This window comes from Buchnera aphidicola (Aphis aurantii) (genome assembly GCF_039388985.1).
GTDB lineage: Bacteria > Pseudomonadota > Gammaproteobacteria > Enterobacterales > Enterobacteriaceae > Buchnera > Buchnera aphidicola_BL.
In genome coordinates, this window is sequence record NZ_CP135021.1 from 409,414 (window position 1) to 426,814 (window position 17,401).

The 17,401-nt window shown below is 26.2% G+C and carries 15 protein-coding genes, 1 tRNA gene and 3 pseudogenes; 8 read left to right on the top strand and 11 right to left on the bottom strand.

Going from position 1 to position 17,401, the window contains the following annotated elements:
• Positions 1-4: 4 nt before the first annotated feature.
• The 9 genes and pseudogenes from infB to greA form a co-directional block, all read right to left on the bottom strand.
• A pseudogene (gene infB, locus RJT32_RS01900) lies at positions 5-2,068 on the bottom strand (translation initiation factor IF-2); the annotation flags it as partial.
• A 243-nt stretch (positions 2,069-2,311) separates the two neighbouring features.
• Positions 2,312-2,599, bottom strand: a pseudogene (locus RJT32_RS03115) (translation initiation factor IF-2 associated domain-containing protein); the annotation flags it as partial.
• A 15-nt stretch (positions 2,600-2,614) separates the two neighbouring features.
• A complete protein-coding gene (nusA, locus tag RJT32_RS01905; RefSeq protein WP_343154069.1) occupies positions 2,615-4,102 on the bottom strand; it encodes a transcription termination factor NusA in 1,488 nt (495 codons plus the stop codon).
• Between the two features lie 142 nt (positions 4,103-4,244).
• Positions 4,245-4,326: transfer RNA gene (locus RJT32_RS01910), tRNA-Leu, on the bottom strand.
• 56 nt (positions 4,327-4,382) lie between these two features.
• A complete protein-coding gene (gene secG / locus RJT32_RS01915; protein WP_343154070.1) occupies positions 4,383-4,709 on the bottom strand; it encodes a preprotein translocase subunit SecG in 327 nt (108 codons plus the stop codon).
• Positions 4,710-4,804: 95 nt separating this feature from the next.
• Positions 4,805-6,159, bottom strand: a pseudogene (gene glmM / locus RJT32_RS01920) (phosphoglucosamine mutase).
• Positions 6,160-6,399: 240 nt separating this feature from the next.
• A complete protein-coding gene (gene ftsH / locus RJT32_RS01925) occupies positions 6,400-8,232 on the bottom strand; it encodes an ATP-dependent zinc metalloprotease FtsH (RefSeq protein ID WP_343154071.1) in 1,833 nt (610 codons plus the stop codon).
• Positions 8,233-8,311: 79 nt separating this feature from the next.
• Complete coding sequence (gene rlmE / locus RJT32_RS01930; RefSeq protein WP_343154072.1) at positions 8,312-8,932, bottom strand: 23S rRNA (uridine(2552)-2'-O)-methyltransferase RlmE; 621 nt, start codon at positions 8,930-8,932, stop codon at positions 8,312-8,314.
• A gap of 58 nt (positions 8,933-8,990) precedes the next feature.
• On the bottom strand, positions 8,991-9,470 hold the full coding sequence (gene greA, locus RJT32_RS01935) for a transcription elongation factor GreA (protein ID WP_343154073.1): 480 nt from the start codon (positions 9,468-9,470) through the stop codon (positions 8,991-8,993).
• A 459-nt stretch (positions 9,471-9,929) separates the two neighbouring features.
• On the opposite strand from greA, the gene RJT32_RS01940 reads away from it, so the two are divergent.
• From RJT32_RS01940 to cgtA, 5 genes are all read left to right on the top strand, one after another.
• Complete coding sequence (locus RJT32_RS01940; protein ID WP_343154074.1) at positions 9,930-10,181, top strand: BolA family protein; 252 nt, start codon at positions 9,930-9,932, stop codon at positions 10,179-10,181.
• Positions 10,182-10,214: 33 nt separating this feature from the next.
• On the top strand, positions 10,215-11,468 hold the full coding sequence (gene murA, locus RJT32_RS01945) for a UDP-N-acetylglucosamine 1-carboxyvinyltransferase (RefSeq protein ID WP_343154075.1): 1,254 nt from the start codon (positions 10,215-10,217) through the stop codon (positions 11,466-11,468).
• Between the two features lie 72 nt (positions 11,469-11,540).
• On the top strand, positions 11,541-11,873 hold the full coding sequence (gene rplU / locus RJT32_RS01950) for a 50S ribosomal protein L21 (RefSeq protein ID WP_343154076.1): 333 nt from the start codon (positions 11,541-11,543) through the stop codon (positions 11,871-11,873).
• Positions 11,863-12,117 carry a 50S ribosomal protein L27 gene (rpmA, locus tag RJT32_RS01955; protein WP_343154077.1) on the top strand — a complete coding sequence of 85 codons (255 nt, stop codon included), beginning with the start codon at positions 11,863-11,865 and terminating at the stop codon, positions 12,115-12,117. Before rplU ends, rpmA begins: the two co-directional genes overlap by 11 nt.
• Positions 12,118-12,210: 93 nt before the next feature.
• Positions 12,211-13,212, top strand: a complete 1,002-nt coding sequence (gene cgtA, locus RJT32_RS01960; RefSeq protein WP_343154078.1) for an Obg family GTPase CgtA — start codon at positions 12,211-12,213, stop codon at positions 13,210-13,212.
• A 115-nt stretch (positions 13,213-13,327) separates the two neighbouring features.
• Here cgtA and rpsI read toward each other — a convergent pair whose 3' ends face one another.
• Complete coding sequence (gene rpsI / locus RJT32_RS01965) at positions 13,328-13,717, bottom strand: 30S ribosomal protein S9 (RefSeq protein WP_428994343.1); 390 nt, start codon at positions 13,715-13,717, stop codon at positions 13,328-13,330.
• Positions 13,718-13,739: 22 nt separating this feature from the next.
• Positions 13,740-14,168, bottom strand: a complete 429-nt coding sequence (gene rplM, locus RJT32_RS01970) for a 50S ribosomal protein L13 (protein WP_343154079.1) — start codon at positions 14,166-14,168, stop codon at positions 13,740-13,742.
• A 291-nt stretch (positions 14,169-14,459) separates the two neighbouring features.
• Here rplM and RJT32_RS01975 point away from each other — a divergent pair, with 291 nt between their 5' ends.
• The 3 genes from RJT32_RS01975 to rpsP all read left to right on the top strand — a co-directional run bounded on the left by RJT32_RS01975 (position 14,460) and on the right by rpsP (position 17,373).
• The gene (locus tag RJT32_RS01975; RefSeq protein ID WP_343154080.1) at positions 14,460-15,611 is read left to right on the top strand and encodes a chorismate mutase; all 1,152 of its coding nucleotides are present in this window, start codon (positions 14,460-14,462) and stop codon (positions 15,609-15,611) included.
• Between the two features lie 85 nt (positions 15,612-15,696).
• Entirely contained in the window at positions 15,697-17,049 is a 1,353-nt protein-coding gene (gene ffh / locus RJT32_RS01980) for a signal recognition particle protein (protein WP_343154081.1), read from the top strand.
• A gap of 66 nt (positions 17,050-17,115) precedes the next feature.
• Positions 17,116-17,373, top strand: a complete 258-nt coding sequence (rpsP, locus tag RJT32_RS01985; protein ID WP_343154082.1) for a 30S ribosomal protein S16 — start codon at positions 17,116-17,118, stop codon at positions 17,371-17,373.
• Positions 17,374-17,401: the final 28 nt, after the last annotated feature.

Genomic DNA, 17,401 nt, shown 5'->3' on the forward strand with positions numbered 1-17,401 from the left:
AATTTTATAATATTCTCTTAATTTCTTTAACTTCAAAAACTTCTATATGATCGCCAATTTTTATATCATTATAATTTTTTATCCCGATACCACATTCTATTCCGTTACGTATTTCATTTACATCTTCTTTAAAACGGCGTAAAGATTGTAATTCACCTTCATAAATTACTATATTATCTCTTAATACATGAATCGGATTGTTTTTTTTAATAATTCCATTAGTTACCATGCATCCTGCAATCAATCCAAATTTTGGCGATCTAAATATATTCCTTACTTCTGCTAGTCCAATAATATTTTGTGTATATTCGGGAGATAATAATCCTGTCATAGCAGTTTTTACTTCATCAAGCAAATCATATATAACAGAATAATAACGAAGATCTAAACGTTCTGTTTCAATAATTTTTTTGGCAGAAACATCTGCTCGGACATTAAACCCTAAAATAATAGCATTTGATGCACATGCTAGTGACGCATCTGTTTCTGTAATTCCACCTATTCCAGAACCTATTATATTAATTTTTACTTCATCAGTAGATAATTTTAATAAAGCTCCAGAAATAGCTTCTAACGAACCTTGAACATCAGATTTAATAATCACTTTTAATTCTGAAAAATTAGATTTTTTAATGTTCTCAAACATATTTTCTAAGCTTGATCTATTTTGATTTGCTAATTTTATTTCGCGAGATTTACTTTTTCGATAATGCGCAACTTCTTTAGCTTTTTTTTCATTACGTACTACAGTTACTTGATCACCTGCAAAAGGAACTTTAGATAAACCCAAAATTTCTACTGGTATAGAAGGTCCTGCATGTTTTAAGAATTGACCTTTTTCGTTTCGCAATGATTTGACGCGTCCATATTCTAAACCGCACAATATTACATCTCCTTTTTTTAAATTTCCTTTTTGAACTAATACAGTAGCTATTGGACCTCGACCTTTATCAAGAAAAGATTCTATTACTACACCTTCTGCCATTCCTGTAGATATTGCCTTAAGCTCTAGCATTTCTGATTGCAATAAAATTGCATTTAATAATTCATCTATACCTTTCCCAGTTTTTGCTGATATACAAACAAATATATTTTCACCACCCCACTCTTCCGAAATAATATTATGTTTAGTCAAATCATTTTTAATTTGATTAATATCAAAACCTACTTTATCCATTTTATTAACCGCTACTATAATTGGAACATTTGCTTCTTTTGCATGCTGAATAGCTTCAATGGTTTGAGGTTGTACTCCATCGTCTATAGCAACTACTAGAATAACAATATCAGTAATTTGAACTCCTCTAGAACGCATACCAGTGAATGCAGAGTGACCTGGTGTATCTAAAAAAGTAATTGATCCATAATCTGTTTTCACATGATAAGCACCAATATTTTGAGTAATTCCACCCGCTTCATTATATGCTATTTTTGTAGATCGAATATAATCTAATAATGAAGTTTTTCCATGATCCACATGCCCCATAATTGTAACTACTGGAGATCGTAAAATAACAGTAGAATTACCTAAATCTCGATCTTTCATTATTAATTCTTCTAATTCATTTTCTCTATGTACAATAACTTTATGACCCATTTCTTCTGCTATTAATTGTGCAGTATCTTGATCAAGCAAATAATTAATTGAACCTATTATACCCATATTCATCATTGTTTTAATAACTTCGGAGCTTTTTACCGCCATTTTATTAGCTAAATCAGAAACTATAATAGTACTATTAATAATTACATCTCTATTAATAGAAGATGCTGGTTTTTTAAAAATTTGTTGTAATAAAAGAGATTTATTTTTTTGTTTAATGTTTTTTTTATGTTTAAAAGTGTTATTTTCTTCTTTTTTATTAAGGTTATGTTTGTTGTTTTTCTTTTGACGATAGATTTTGACATTTCTATTATAGTTTCTTTTACTTTTATCAAGATCATTATGATTGTCATTATTCTCTAGATTAGTTTGAAAAAATGTAGTTAAATTATAATCTTTTTTTTCTTCTTTAAATTTTTTATGTTCTGTATTTTCTTTTATTGTTTTTTTTATATTTAATGGATATTTATTTAAATCTACATTTTTTTTAAAAATTTTCTTTTTTTCATTTTTTTTGAGGATATTAGCATTATTTAATCGATTTAGTTTATTTATGTGATCTTTATTAAATGTATTCTTTTCTAAAATAGTAATTTTTTCTTTAAAATTTTTTTCTTTTATCATTTTGGTTGAAAAAGATTTCAAAAAATTTTTTTCTTTATTTCGGGCTAGTACCTTATCTTTTAATAAATTATGAACTTCTGGTATACTACTTTTAGTATATGTTCTTTTTTTTCGCACTTCTACTTGAACAGATTTATTTTTTCCACCAGCTAAAGCAACGTTTAAAGTGCTACGAGTTTTTCTTTGTAAAATAAAAGTATTTTCAGAAATATTTTCTTTTTTTCTTAAATGTTTTAATAGAATTTTTTTTTCTGAAATATTAATTAAATCATTTTCACTTTTAGAAATACCAATCTCAAAAAAATTTTTTATTAATTCTTTTACTGATATTTTTATTTCATTAGATAATACTTTTAAACTCATATCAATCATACTATTTTCCTATTATTAAACTTTACTATCAAACCAACAAATATTACGGGCGGTCATAATTAATATACCAGCTTCTTTAGAATTTAAATTTTCGATATCAGCTAAATCATCTATGCCTTGATCCGCTAATTCTTCTAAAGTAAATATATTTTTTTTAGCTAATTTTGATGCTAATACTTCAGTCATACCCTGTATATCTAAAAGTTTTTTTTCTGTTTGTTTATTATCTGTTGTTTTTTTTTGATCTATCTCCATGAGATGCAATCCATTTTTTGCACATTCTTGAACTAATTTAACTTCTTTTGGATTTAAATTATTAATTAATAATAACTCATCAATTGGTATATAAGCCAATTCTTCAAGAGAAGAAAAACCTTCTTTCACTAAAATAGTAATAATTTCTTCATTAACATTTAAGTATTTTTTAAAAATATTAAAAGCAGCAGATGCTTCCTCTTTATGTTTAATTCTCAAATCTTCCGTAGTCATTACGTTTAATTCCCAACCACTAATTTGAGAAGCCAAACGAACATTTTGACCATTTCTTCCGATAGCTTGAGCTAAATTGCTTGAGTCTACAGCAATATCCATTGTATGATTGTCTTCATCTACTATAATAGATGTTACATCTGCAGGAGCCATTGCATTGATTACAAATTGAGCTGAATTATCATCCCATAAAATAATATCAATACGTTCTCCACATAACTCACTAGATACTGCTTGTACTCGAGCACCTCTCATTCCTACACATGCGCCTACTGGATCAATTCTTTTATCATTAGTTTTTACTGCAATTTTAGCACGTGAACCAGGATCACGTGCAGCCGCTTTAATTTCAATAATTTCTTCACCAATTTCAGGCACCTCTATACGAAATAATTCTATAAGCATCTCAGTTTTCGAACGACTCATAAATAATTGAGCACCACGAGCTTCCGGATATACTCCATATAAAATAGCACGAATACGATCTCCGGGACGAAAATTTTCTCTCGGCAACATTCCTTCTTTTAAAATAATACCTTCCGCATTACTTCCTAAGTCTAACGTAAGATTATCTCTATTAATTTTCTTTACAATACCCGTGATAATTTGACCAATATATTTTCGAAATTGATCAACTAACATAGCGCGCTCCGCTTCGCGCACTTTTTGAACAATCACTTGTTTAGCAGTTTGTGTTGTAATTCTATCAAAATTAACAGAATCAATTTTATCTTCTATATAATCGTTAACCTCAACTTTATCACCTTCAAAACAAGCTGCTTCTAAAGTTATTTCTTTGGTCGGATGATTCACAATATCAACTACCATCCATCTTCTAAAAGTACTAAAATTACCAGTTTTTCTGTTAATACTAACTCGCACATCAATTTCTTGCTCATATTTTTTCTTGGTAGCTGTAGCCAACGCAACTTCTAAAGCTTCAAAAATTTTTTCACGTGGTAATGATTTTTCATTAGAAACAGCTTCTACAACAGCTAAGATTTCTTTATTCATCTTAGTAAACCTCAAAATCAATATTTAAACATTCTAATAAAAAACCCCGAAATTTCGGGGTTTTAGGTAATACCACCCTATTTATCTACAATGGAAATAGCATGTTATTAATATATTTGATATAAATGTTTTTATGTTTTAGTACCGAGAATGGGATTTGAACCCATACGCCTTTCAGCACTACCCCCTCAAGATAGCGTGTCTTCCAATTCCACCACCTCGGTATATACAGTATGTCAGTATAAATATATCAATTTTTAAATTAATTAAAAATTTAAAATTAACGAGGTATTTCAGTATTCAACGTTTTATTTTTTCGAACATTTAAAATTTTTTTATTTAAAGTATTATCATTTTCTTTGAATAAATTTAAGTTGGTTTTTTTATCATTAAGATTACATAAAATCAGACTAATTATTAAAAATAAACAAGCACATAAACCAATAAAATTCGTTATAAAACCATGGTTTTTAAAATTGTTAAATAATTTAATATTAGATGTATTTGAATGTATAATATCATTCATACCTTTACTTGGTTGTAGTAAAATTAAAAAATTTAAACAAATAGAAATAACAATTAAAAATACTAAAAAAAATAAGTACATAAAAAATAATTTTTCCTATTTAAATAGTAAAATAATTACTACTTTATTTAAAGTTGTATAAAAAATTATACATATAAATTTTATATTGCACTATACTAAATATTTGATATATTTATTTTAGTTAATTTAATGATATCTGAAATCGTACCAACTATTTTTTTTATTTTATTATAGTCCTTAGCTTCTATCATAATTCTAAGACAAGGTTCAGTTCCAGATTGTCGTATTAAAATACGACCAGTATTTCCTAAAATACTTTTTGATTTTTTAAGTGCAGACTGAAATTCTATATTATTTTCAAGATTTTGATCTTTTTTAAAAAAAATATTCAACAATATCTGAGGAAATAATATCACTTGATTAGATAAACAGTATAAAGATGTATTGTTTTCAATCATAGCCATCAACACTTGCAAACTAGCTATAATTCCATCACCAGTAGAGTGTTTATCTAATAAAATAACATGTCCAGATTGTTCAGCACCAAGTATACAATTTTTTTCTTTAATTTTCTTGTATATATAACGATCTCCTATTTGAGAAGCAAAAAATGGTATTCCGTTTTTCTGTAAGGCAAGAACAACACCCATATTAGTCATTGCAGTACCTACCACTCCACCATTTAATTTATTGTGTTTTAAATATTGTTTTGCAATTATATAAATAATTTGATCTCCATTTACTTCATTTCCAAGATGATCTACCATAATAACACGATCTCCATCACCATCAAATGCCAATCCAATATCAGCTTTATTTAGAACAACTAGCTTTTTTAATTGTAAAGTATTAGTTGATCCTGAATTACTATTAATATTAATTCCATTTGGAAAAATAGCAGAAGTTATGACATTCGCACCTAAATCCCGAAAAATTTTAGGTGCTATATTGTAAGTAGATCCATTCGCACAATCTAATACAATGGTAAATTGAGATAAATTCATATTTCTAGGAAAAGTTTGTTTACAAAAATTAATATATTTATTTTCAGCATTATTTATTTTGTGAGAACAACCAAAAGGTTTTACATAAGAAGAATCATATAAATTATCATGCAGTGTATTTTCAATTAAAATTTCTATACTTCTAGTAATTTTAAATCCATTATTACAAAAAATTTTTATTCCATTATCTTCAAAAGAATTGTGAGATGCTGAAATAATAATCCCTGCTGAAGCATTTAAAGATCTTGTTAAATATGCAATAGCAGATGTAGGAATACAGCCAGCTAAAATAGTAGAAATTCCTTTTGATAAAATTCCAAATTCTAAAGAATACTGAAGCATAGGACCAGAAACACGTGTATCTCTTCCTATAACAATTTTTTTTTATTCCCGCCTAAAACAGTTCCAATAATTTGTCCTAATTTCAACATAAAGTCTGGAGTAATAGGGTTTTTCCCTACTTTTCCTCGAATTCCATCTGTTTTAAAATATTTAAAATCTTGCATTTTAATTTACCTCTATAATTTAAACTGTTGTAAAATATAAAAATCATAAAACATTCTATATTCTTTAAACATACTTTTAAAAACAAGATGAAGTTATAATAACATTTATTACTTCATCTTATTTTGATAAATATTAAAATATAAAATTAATTATATTAAATTTTTATTGAATGTAATATATTTTAGATATTTAATATTCAGAATACTACTTTAATTTAATGATAATTTTAATCATATATTTTAATTGTGATTAGCTTCAGACCATTCTTTTGGTTTTCGAACCTCTTTTCTTTCCATTAAATCATCAATTTGAAATGAATCAATTGTTTCATATTTAATTAAAGCGTCTTTCATCGCGTGTAAAATATCAATATTTTTATTTAAAATATTTTTAGCTCGATTATAATTTACTTCTATTAATAATTTTACTTCTTCATCAATAATTCTAGCGGTTTCGTCAGACATATGCTTCGCTTTAGCCACTGTTCGACCTAAAAATACTTCTCCTTCTTCTTCTGCATATAATAAAGGTCCTAATTTATCGGAAAAACCCCATTGAGTAACCATATTTCTTGCTAAATTTGTAGCTACTTTAATATCATTAAAAGCACCAGTAGATACTTTTTTAGAACCATAAATTATTTCTTCAGCTAGACGACCACCGTATAAAGTAGATATTTGACTTTCTAGTTTTTGTCGACTAATACTAAACGTATCTGACTCTGGTAAAAAAAAAGTAATACCTAACGCTTGACCTCTAGGAATAATCGTAACTTTATGAGCAGGATCATGTTCTGGTACTAACCTACCAACAATAACATGACCAGCTTCATGGTATGCAGTAGATTCTTTTTGAAAATCACTCATAACCATGGATTTGCGCTCAGAGCCCATCATGATTTTATCTTTTGCCTTCTCAAATTCAATCATAGAAACAACACGATTATTTAAACGAGCCGCAAACAGTGCTGCTTCATTAACTAAGTTAGCTAAATCTGCTCCTGAAAAACCTGGTGTTCCACGAGCAATAATTACAGGATCTACATCTTTAGATAAAGGAACTTTACGCATATGTATTTTTAATATTTGCTCCCTTCCTCTAATATCTGGAAGTGCTACAATTACTTGACGATCAAATCTACCTGGACGCAATAAAGCGGGATCTAATACATCCGGCCTATTCGTAGCAGCTATCAGAATAACACCCTCATTTCCATCAAAACCATCCATTTCTACTAGCATTTGATTAAGTGTTTGTTCTCTTTCGTCATGACCCCCTCCTAGCCCAGCACCTCTTTGTCGACCTACTGCATCAATTTCATCTATAAATATAATACATGGTGCATTTTTTCTAGAATGCTCAAACATATCTCTTACTCGAGATGCACCAACTCCAACAAACATTTCAACGAAATCAGAGCCAGAAATTGTAAAAAATGGAACTTTTGCTTCCCCTGCAATTGCTTTAGCAAGTAACGTTTTTCCTGTACCTGGAGGTCCAACCATTAATATACCCTTTGGTATTTTACCTCCTAATTTTTGAAATCGACTAGGTTCTTTTAAATATTCAACTAACTCACTTACTTCTTCTTTTGCTTCGTCACATCCAGCTACATCATCAAAAGTTGTTTTAATTTCATCTTCTGATAACATACGCGCTTTACTTTTTCCAAAAGACATAGCCCCTTTGCCGCTACCCATTTGCATTTGACGCATAAAAAAGATCCAAACACCAATTAGTAATAACATTGGAAACCAAGAGACAAATATAGAAAATAAAACACTTGGCTCTTCTGGAACTTCTCCCATAACTTTAACATTTTTTGTTATAAGATTATCTAATAACTTCGGATCATTTATAGGAATATAAGTAGTATATTTATTACTATCTTTTTTAGTAACACTAATCATTCGTCCATTAATGTATACCTCTCGAACCTGATCTTGATTAACTTCTGATAAAAAAGTAGAATAATCAACTCTGTGATTATTTGAATCACTAGTATTAAAATTTTGGAAAACAGACATTAAAATCACTGTAATTACTAACCAAAATATCAGGTTTTTAACCATGTCACTCAAGGGAACAACCTCGCATTACATCTATTTTAAAAAACAACACAGATTTAAAATTTCAAAATAAAATAATATTTTATCTGGTCGCTAGAATAAATATTTCTCGTGATCTTGATCGAGAAGTTTTTGGTTTGCAAATTTTAATTTTGGAAAATAACATTTTTATTTCTTTGAAAAATTCATTCAAACCTTCTCCATGAAAAGATTTTACTAAAAAAACACCATGTGTTGATAGTAAATATGTAGACATTTTAAGAGCTATTTTACAAATCTCTATAACACGTGGCATATCAACAGACCAACAACCTGTAATATTAGGGGCCATATCAGACATAATTATATTAAAAGTATTATGAGATAAATAGTTTAATATAAGTTTTAATATATTTTTATGTCGACAATCTCCTTGAAAAAATTTAACTCCTACTATTTTTTTCATAGGTAAAACATCACATGCTACAACAGATCCTTTATGTCCAACTTTATTAATAGCATATTGTGACCAACCGCCCGGGGCCGATCCTAAATCAATAACGTTCATACCAGGTTTAAATAATTTATTATTTTTATCAATTTCTTCTAATTTAAACCAAGATCGAGATCGAATTTTATTTTTTTTTGCTTCTTTAACATATTTATCTTGAAAATGTTCCAATAACCAACGATTAGAGCTATTTGATTTATTTTTAGCAATCATATTACTTAATTCTTATATTAATGTAGATAATAAATTTAATTATTTTGTTAATATCTATTCAAAGATAATCTATCTTTAATATTTTATATTCAACATTTCCAGAAGGTGTAAATATAGTGGCAATGGTATTAATAGTTTTTCCGATTAAACCTCGTGACATCGGAGAATTAACTGAAATTAAATTTTTTTTAAAATTAGATTCATCATCACCGACAATTTGATAAGTAAACATTTTTTTATTTTTTATATTTACAATAGTTACTGTAGAACCAAAAACGACTCTTCCATCATTAGGTATTTTAGTTATATCTATGATTTGACAATTAGATAATTTTAGTTCTATTTCTTTGATTCGACCCTCACAAAAACTTTGTTCTTCACGAGCAGCATGATATTCAGCATTCTCTTTCAAGTCACCATGTTCCCTAGCTTTTGCTATATCCAAGATAATACGAGGACGTTTTATATTTTTTAATTGTTTCAATTCTTTACGAAGTTTTTCAGCACCTCTAACAGTCATTGGAATTAAATTGACCATATAACATACCTCATTTTTTTCTAAAAATATTAAAAATTTTATGAAATCCTTTAAAAATAAAATATATTTCTAAGAAAAAAGATTTAATTTTAATTACACGTTTTTAAAAAAAATATTCATAATTTGATAAAACAATTAATATAAAATATAGCAATATTAATTTATCATTGATAAAATCTAATAAATTTAAAATTAAAAATTTTAATAACTTTATACATTTATGTAATATTTTGTAATTTCAATTTTTATAAAAAATTTTACAACTTTTCTTTTAAGCACATTAATTTTTTTTGCAACACTAACTGGAAAATAAATGTATCTATCTTAATGTAAAAAATAAAATTTATCAAAAGTTTCAATTTGATAAAATAATTTTATTAATCACAATAAAAAATAAAACATGTTCAAGATATAATATTTATAATCTATTTATCAAAATTAATTTAAAGTACATTCAAAATGAACAATGAAATAAAACAAATATTAAATCAAAAACTCACTTTAAAAGAAATATATGTTACAGGAGATAGCAATCATATCAAAATTATTGCTATAGGAGATATATTTAAAAGTATTAACCAAGTAAAAAGACAACAAATAATTTATGCACCTTTAATTAATATGATTACAGAAAAAAAAATTCATGCTTTATCTATCACTACATATACAATAAAAGAATGGGAAAAAAATAACAAAAATAATCTTGGTTAAAAATTTTAAAATAATATAGAGATTTAATAATGCATGAATAAATTACATATAGAAGGTGATAAAAAACTGAATGGTACTGTTTTAATTTCTGGCGCTAAAAATGCCGCTTTACCTATTTTATTTATGACAATTTTAACAAAAAAAAATATTGAATTAAGCAACGTCCCAAAATTAACAGATATTGGCATAGCAATAAAACTACTTAAATCTTTAGGTGCAAAAATAATAAATAAAAATAAAATTTTATATATTGATCCAAGTGAAATTAATACTTTCTGTCCTCCATATAATTTAGTTAAAAAAATCCGAGCATCTATATGGATGTTAAGTCCACTTTTAACACGATTTGGAAAAGCTAAAATATTTTTTCCGGGAGGTTGTAAAATAGGTTGTAGACCTATTAACCTTCATTTAAACGGTCTAAAAGAACTAGGCGCTAAAATTATCAAAGAAAATAATTATATTATTGCATCTATTCAAGAACCTCTTAGAGGAAAATATATTTATATTGAAAAAATCAGTGTTGGAGCAACCATTACTATAATGAGTGCTGCAACTTTAGCAAAAGGATTAACTATTATTGAAAATGCTGCTAAGGAACCAGAAATTATTGATGTTGCAAATTTTTTAAATACCTTAGGCGCTAAAATTACAGGTGCAGGAAGTAATAAAATATATATCGAGGGAGTATTCAAGCTAAATGGTGGTTATCATAAAATAATACCAGATAGAATTGAAACAGGCACTTTTTTAGTAGCTGCCGCAATTTCTCAAGGATTGATTATATGTCATAATACTGAACCAAAACATTTAATTAGTGTATTAAAAAAACTATCTGAAAGCGGTGCAAACATAACAATTGGAAAAGACTGGATAAAATTAAATATGCAGAAAAAAACACCCCAAGCTGTAAATATTTCAACATCTCCATATCCAGGTTTTCCAACTGACATGCAACCACAATTTGCTTTATTAAATAGTATTGCGAAAGGTAAAAGTATTGTCGTTGAAAACATATTTGAAAATCGTTTTAATTATGCCCAAGAATTAATTAAAATGGGTGCTAAAATAAAAATTAAAAATAATTATATCATATGTACAGGTGTTCCAAGATTATTTTCTAAAAATATTTTTTCAACTGACTTAAGAGGTTCAGCTACATTAATTTTAGCAGGTTGTATTGCAAAAGGAATCACAGTAGTGAATAATATTCATCATTTTCAAAGAGGATATGAATTATTTCCAAGTAAATTAAATAAATTAGGTGCAAATATTCAATGCATATAATAATTTTTAATTATCGATGTATAAGAAGAAAACTTATTAGTATTTAAAATAAAAAAATAACTGGAGTATTATATGTATGCAGTTCTTTTAAGCGGTGGAAAACAATATCGAGTTAAAAAAAATCAAACTATTCAAATAGAAAAATTAAATTATCCAATCGGATCAATAATTGAATTGAAAAATATTTTAATGATTTCAAATCAAAATAAATTAGAAATAGGTAATCCTTTTTTGATTGGAAGCAAAATTCAAGCTCATGTTGAAAATCATGGTAAATGTAAAAAAATCAAAATAATAAAATTCAGTAGACGCAAACATTATAAGAAACAACAAGGTCATCGTCAATATTTTACGAAGATAAAAATTATAGACATTAATCACGTAGAGAATTCAAATGGCACATAAAAAAGCTGGTGGTTCTACAAGGAACGGAAGAGATTCTAATGCTCAAAGATTAGGTGTAAAACGTTTTGGAGGAGAATTAGTATCAGCAGGTAGCATTATTGTGAGGCAAAGAGGAACTAAATTTCATCCTGGTAAAAATGTAGGTTGTGGTAAAGATCATACTATTTTCGCAATTATTAAAGGGAAAATAGAATTCAAAAAAAAAGGAATAAAAAAAAGAACATACGTAAACATTATTAACTAATACAAAATTAGAATATTGATATTTTTAAAACCCCTTTTCTAAAGGGGGTATTGTTTTTTAAAATTATGATTATTTTAAATACAAGGAATTTATATGAAATTTATTGATCAAACTGTTATTCGAGTAATTGCAGGAAATGGGGGGAACGGTTGTGTTAATTTTAGACGAGAAAAATATATTCCAAAAGGAGGGCCGGATGGTGGAGATGGAGGAAATGGAGGGAATGTTTGGATAGAATCTAATAATAATTTAAATACTCTAATAGATTTTAGATTTAAAAAAATATTTCAAGCTCAGAGTGGGACAAATGGATTAAAAAGAAATTGTTCTGGTAAAAAAGGGAGCGACATTACAATATATGTTCCTGTTGGAACTAAAATAATTAACTATCAAACACGAGAAATTATAGATGACTTAATACAAGATAAACAAAAAATACTTATTGCAAAAGGCGGATGGCATGGATTAGGTAACACACGATTTAAATCTTCAACCAATAGAACGCCTAGAAAAAGAACATTAGGATTAACAGGAGAAAAAAGAGATATACAATTAGAATTATTATTAATAGCAGATGTAGGAACATTAGGAATGCCAAATGCTGGAAAATCTACTTTAGTAAAGAATATATCTGGTGCCAAAACAAAAATTTCACATTATCCGTTTACTACACTGCATCCAGTTTTAGGAAGCGTTGAAATTCAAAAAAAAAGATTTGTTATAGCCGATATTCCAGGTATAATTCAAGGTGCATCTAAAGGAAAAGGATTGGGTATCAATTTTCTTAAACACTTAGAAAGATGTAAAATATTACTTCATATTGTGGACCTATCGCCTTCAAATTATTCTAATCCAATAGAAAATATTAAATATGTATTAGACGAGTTAAAACAGTATAGTACAAAATTATATAATAAACCTAGATTTTTAATATTAAATAAAATTGATTTAATGACCACTTCAAAAATAAATAAATTAACTAAAGAAATTAAAAAACATTTAAATATAAAAGAACCATATTATTTAATTTCTTCTTTAAAAAAAACAGGAACAAAAAAATTATGTTCCGATATTTTAAATTACTTAAATAAATAAAATCTTTTTATAATTTTGTTTTTCATTTTTCAAAAATAAACTATAAAAATTATGAAAACCGACACAAAGAACTCGGTTTATTATAAAAACCAAGTTCTTTAAAATAACCTTATTATTAACGCTTCGAAAATTGTATGCGTTTTCTAGATTTTCGGAAACCTACTTTCTTCCGCTCTACTTTTCTTGAATCACGTGTAACAAATCCAAATTTTCTTAATTCACCACGTAATAATTGATCATAATTAATTAAAGCACGAGTAATGCCCTGTCTAATTGCACCAGCTTGACCAGAAATTCCACCTCCTTTGACCGTAATATAAATATCAAAATTATTTATCATTTCCGTTAAAATTAATGGTTGGCAAACAATCATACAAGAAGTTTCTCGACCAAAATAATCATTCAATAAACGTTTATTTACTACTATCTGACCTGTTCCAGATCTTAAAAAAACTCTAGCAGACGAACTTTTTCGACGACCAGTTCCATAATGTTGAATTTTCATAATATATTTTAATATAACCTTATCAAATATTTAAAAATTTAGGACATTGAGCCGAATGATTATGGTTTTCATCTGAAAAAACTTTTAATTTTTTAAACATTAAGCGACCTAAAGGACCTTTTGGTAACATTCCTTTCACTGCTAATTCAATAATTTTTTCGGGGTTTTTTATCATAATTTCTTCGAATTTAGATTGTTTTATTCCACCGATATAACCTGTATGGTGATAATAAATTTTATTGCTTTTCTTGTTTCCTGTAACTAATATTTTAGCCGCGTTTAAAACAATAATATAATCCCCAACATCTATATGTGGTGTATATTCAACTTTATGTTTCCCCCTAAGTCGAAGAGCTAAAGCACTGGAGAACCTGCCTAAAATTTTATTAGTTGCATCTACATAAAACCAATCTTGTTGTATGTTTTTCTTTTTAATTGAAAAAGTCTTCATTAAACAACTCGCTTGTATAAATAATATATTATAAAAAAAGAATACTATGATTATAATCAAATAAGATATAGTGAGTATATTATCATGTATATTACTCCCTAATTAAAATATTTTTAAAAATCAACAATTATCTAATTAAATAAAAATTTAAAAAAATAACATACTTTTATGAATAAAAAAATAGTATATTATGTCATCTAGATTATTTAATTAAAAAAATATTTATAAATAAAGTACAAATATTTTATTTGAATATAAAACATCTTGGATATTTAATAGGTAAAATAAATTATGCTGTCTGAAAATGATTTAGTAGATCTTCGAAATGAAATCAACAATATTGATAAAAAAATAGTAAAATTATTAGCGCAAAGAAAAAAATTAGTATATAAAATAGCTCAATCTAAAATACAAAACAATCAACCAATACGTGATATAGATCGAGAAAAAAATTTATTATCTAATCTAACTAATTTAGGAAAAAAGAAAAATTTAAACCCTGATTATATAACATGTTTGTTTAAATTAATAATTAAAGAATCTATACGAACGCAAAAAAAACTATTAGAAAAATCCAAAGTAAATAAAAAAACAAATAAAACTATTGCTTCATTTCTAGGGCCTAAAGGAACATATTCACATATTGCTTTATCTCAATATGAAAAACAAAGTTTAAAAAAATTTGTTGAAAAAGAATGCGTAAATTTTGAAGAAGTGATTGAATCAGTGGAAAAAAATGAGTCCAATTATGCTATTTTACCAATAGAAAATAGCTTTTCTGGTCCTATTAATGAAATATTTAATATTTTAAAGGAAATAAAATTATTTATCATAGGAGAAATATATGTGCATATAGACCATTGTTTGTTAGCATTAGAACAAGTTGAATTTAATATTATTAAAAGAATATATAGTCACCCTCAACCATTTAAACAATGTAGTAATTTTATTAATCAATTTCCACATTGGAAATCTACGTATACCAATAGTACAGCTGACGCAATAAAAAAAATTATCAAATATCAAAAAATAACTAACGTTGCTTTAGGAAGTGAAATAGGAAATAAAATCTATGGATTAAAAATTTTACGTAAAAATATATCAAATACAATCAATAACATAACAAAATTTGTTGTTTTATCGAAAAAACCTATCAAAATTGACTCAAATAAACAAGTAAAAACTACAATAATATTTTCCGTAAAAAATCCATCAAAAGAAATTTATGAAATAATTTCCACGCTAAAACAAAAAAAAATAATTGTAAAAATACTAATTTTTAATAATATTACTAAAAATCAACAAGAAAAAATATTTTATCTTGATATTGAAAAAAATTTATCATCTAATACAATACAAAATATTCTTAATAAAATTCAAAAAATTTCTCAGTTTAAAAAAATACTAGGTTGCTATCCTATTGCAAATAAAAAATTATTTTAATTTAAATAAAATCTTTAGAAAATTTTAAAAATCAAAAAAATATTTATAAACTCAATATACATTCATTGATCAAAGAGTGAGAAATATGTTTAGTAGTTTATCCGAACGACTCTCAAAAAGTTTACGTAAAATTGTTAATAAAGGAAGATTGACAGAATCAAATATTAAAGAAACTATAAGAGAAGTAAGAAAAGCATTTTTAGAAGCCGATGTTACATTATCAGTAATTAAACAATTTATAGAAAATGTTACAAAAAAATCCATTGGTTATGAAATTAATCAAAGTTTGACACCTGGCCAGGAATTCATAAAAATTGTACGAAATGAATTAATTTCTACTATTGGCGCTAAAAATAATAATTTAAATCTTGCTATTCGCCCACCGGCGGTTATATTAATAGTGGGTTTGCAAGGAGTGGGAAAAACTACTACTGTAGCAAAAATATCAAAATGGATAAAAGATAAATATAAAAAAAAAATACTTATTACATCTACTGATGTGTATCGAGCTGCTGCAATCAAGCAACTTGAAATCTTATCTAATCAAATTGATATTGATTTTTATTTATCTAATATTAATCAAAAACCCATTGAAATCACAGAAGAAGCTATTAAACATGCTAAACTAAAATTATATGATATTCTATTGATAGATACAGCAGGACGTTTACATATTGATAAAACAATGATGAATGAAATACAACAAATACAAAATTTTTCCAAACCTATTGAAACATTATTAGTAGTAGATTCAATGATGGGTCAAGATGCAATCAATATGGCAAAAAGTTTCAACGAATATTTATCTATATCAGGTATTATATTAACTAAAACTGATAGTGATTCTAGAAGTGGAATTGCATTATCAATGCGTTATATTACAGAAAAACCAATTAAATTCATAGGAACAGGAGAAAAGTTAACAAATTTAGAAATATTTCATCCAGAACGTATAGCTGATAAAATTTTAGGCATGAATAAAGTTATATCTATTATTCAAGATATTGAAGAAAAAATCAATCAATCTCATGTAAAAAATTTAACTAACAAACTGAAAAAAGGACATGATTTTAATCTAAATGATTTTTTAATTCAAATAAAAGAAATGAAAAAAATAGGCGGTTTAAATTATTTTATAGATAAATTTTCTCATGATAAAATGGTGTATAATAATTTATTATTAGGAAACGATAAAAATACTCTAAATAAAATAGAAGCAATAATATATTCCATGACACCTAAAGAAAGAAATAATCCAGTAATTATTAAAGGTTCTAGAAAACGAAGAATTGCTTTAGGATCTGGTACTCAAATTCAAGATATAAATAAATTATTAAAAAATTTTGATAATATAAAAAAAATTATGAATAAAATAAAGAATAATGGAATTGGACGAATGATTCGTAACATAAAAAATATATTACCTAGATGTTTTTAAAATATATTCAACAACTATATTTAAATAAAAAATAATTTTATTTTTCAAAAAATTTAAGGGAAAAAAATGGTAAAAATTAGATTAGCTCGATATGGCAATAAAAAGCGTCCATTTTATAAAATAGTAGCAGCAGATAATCGTTTTGCTAGAGATGGACGCTTTATTGAAAGATTAGGTTATTTTAATCCATTATCTCAAGATAGCAATACTTCTATAAAATTAAATATTAATCGAATTATATATTGGCAGAAAAATGGAGCACAACTTTCAGATCGCTCAAAAAAAATAATTAAACTGTTTAAAAAAAATAAGGGGATATCATAAATATTCAATCTCCAACACCAATTAATCC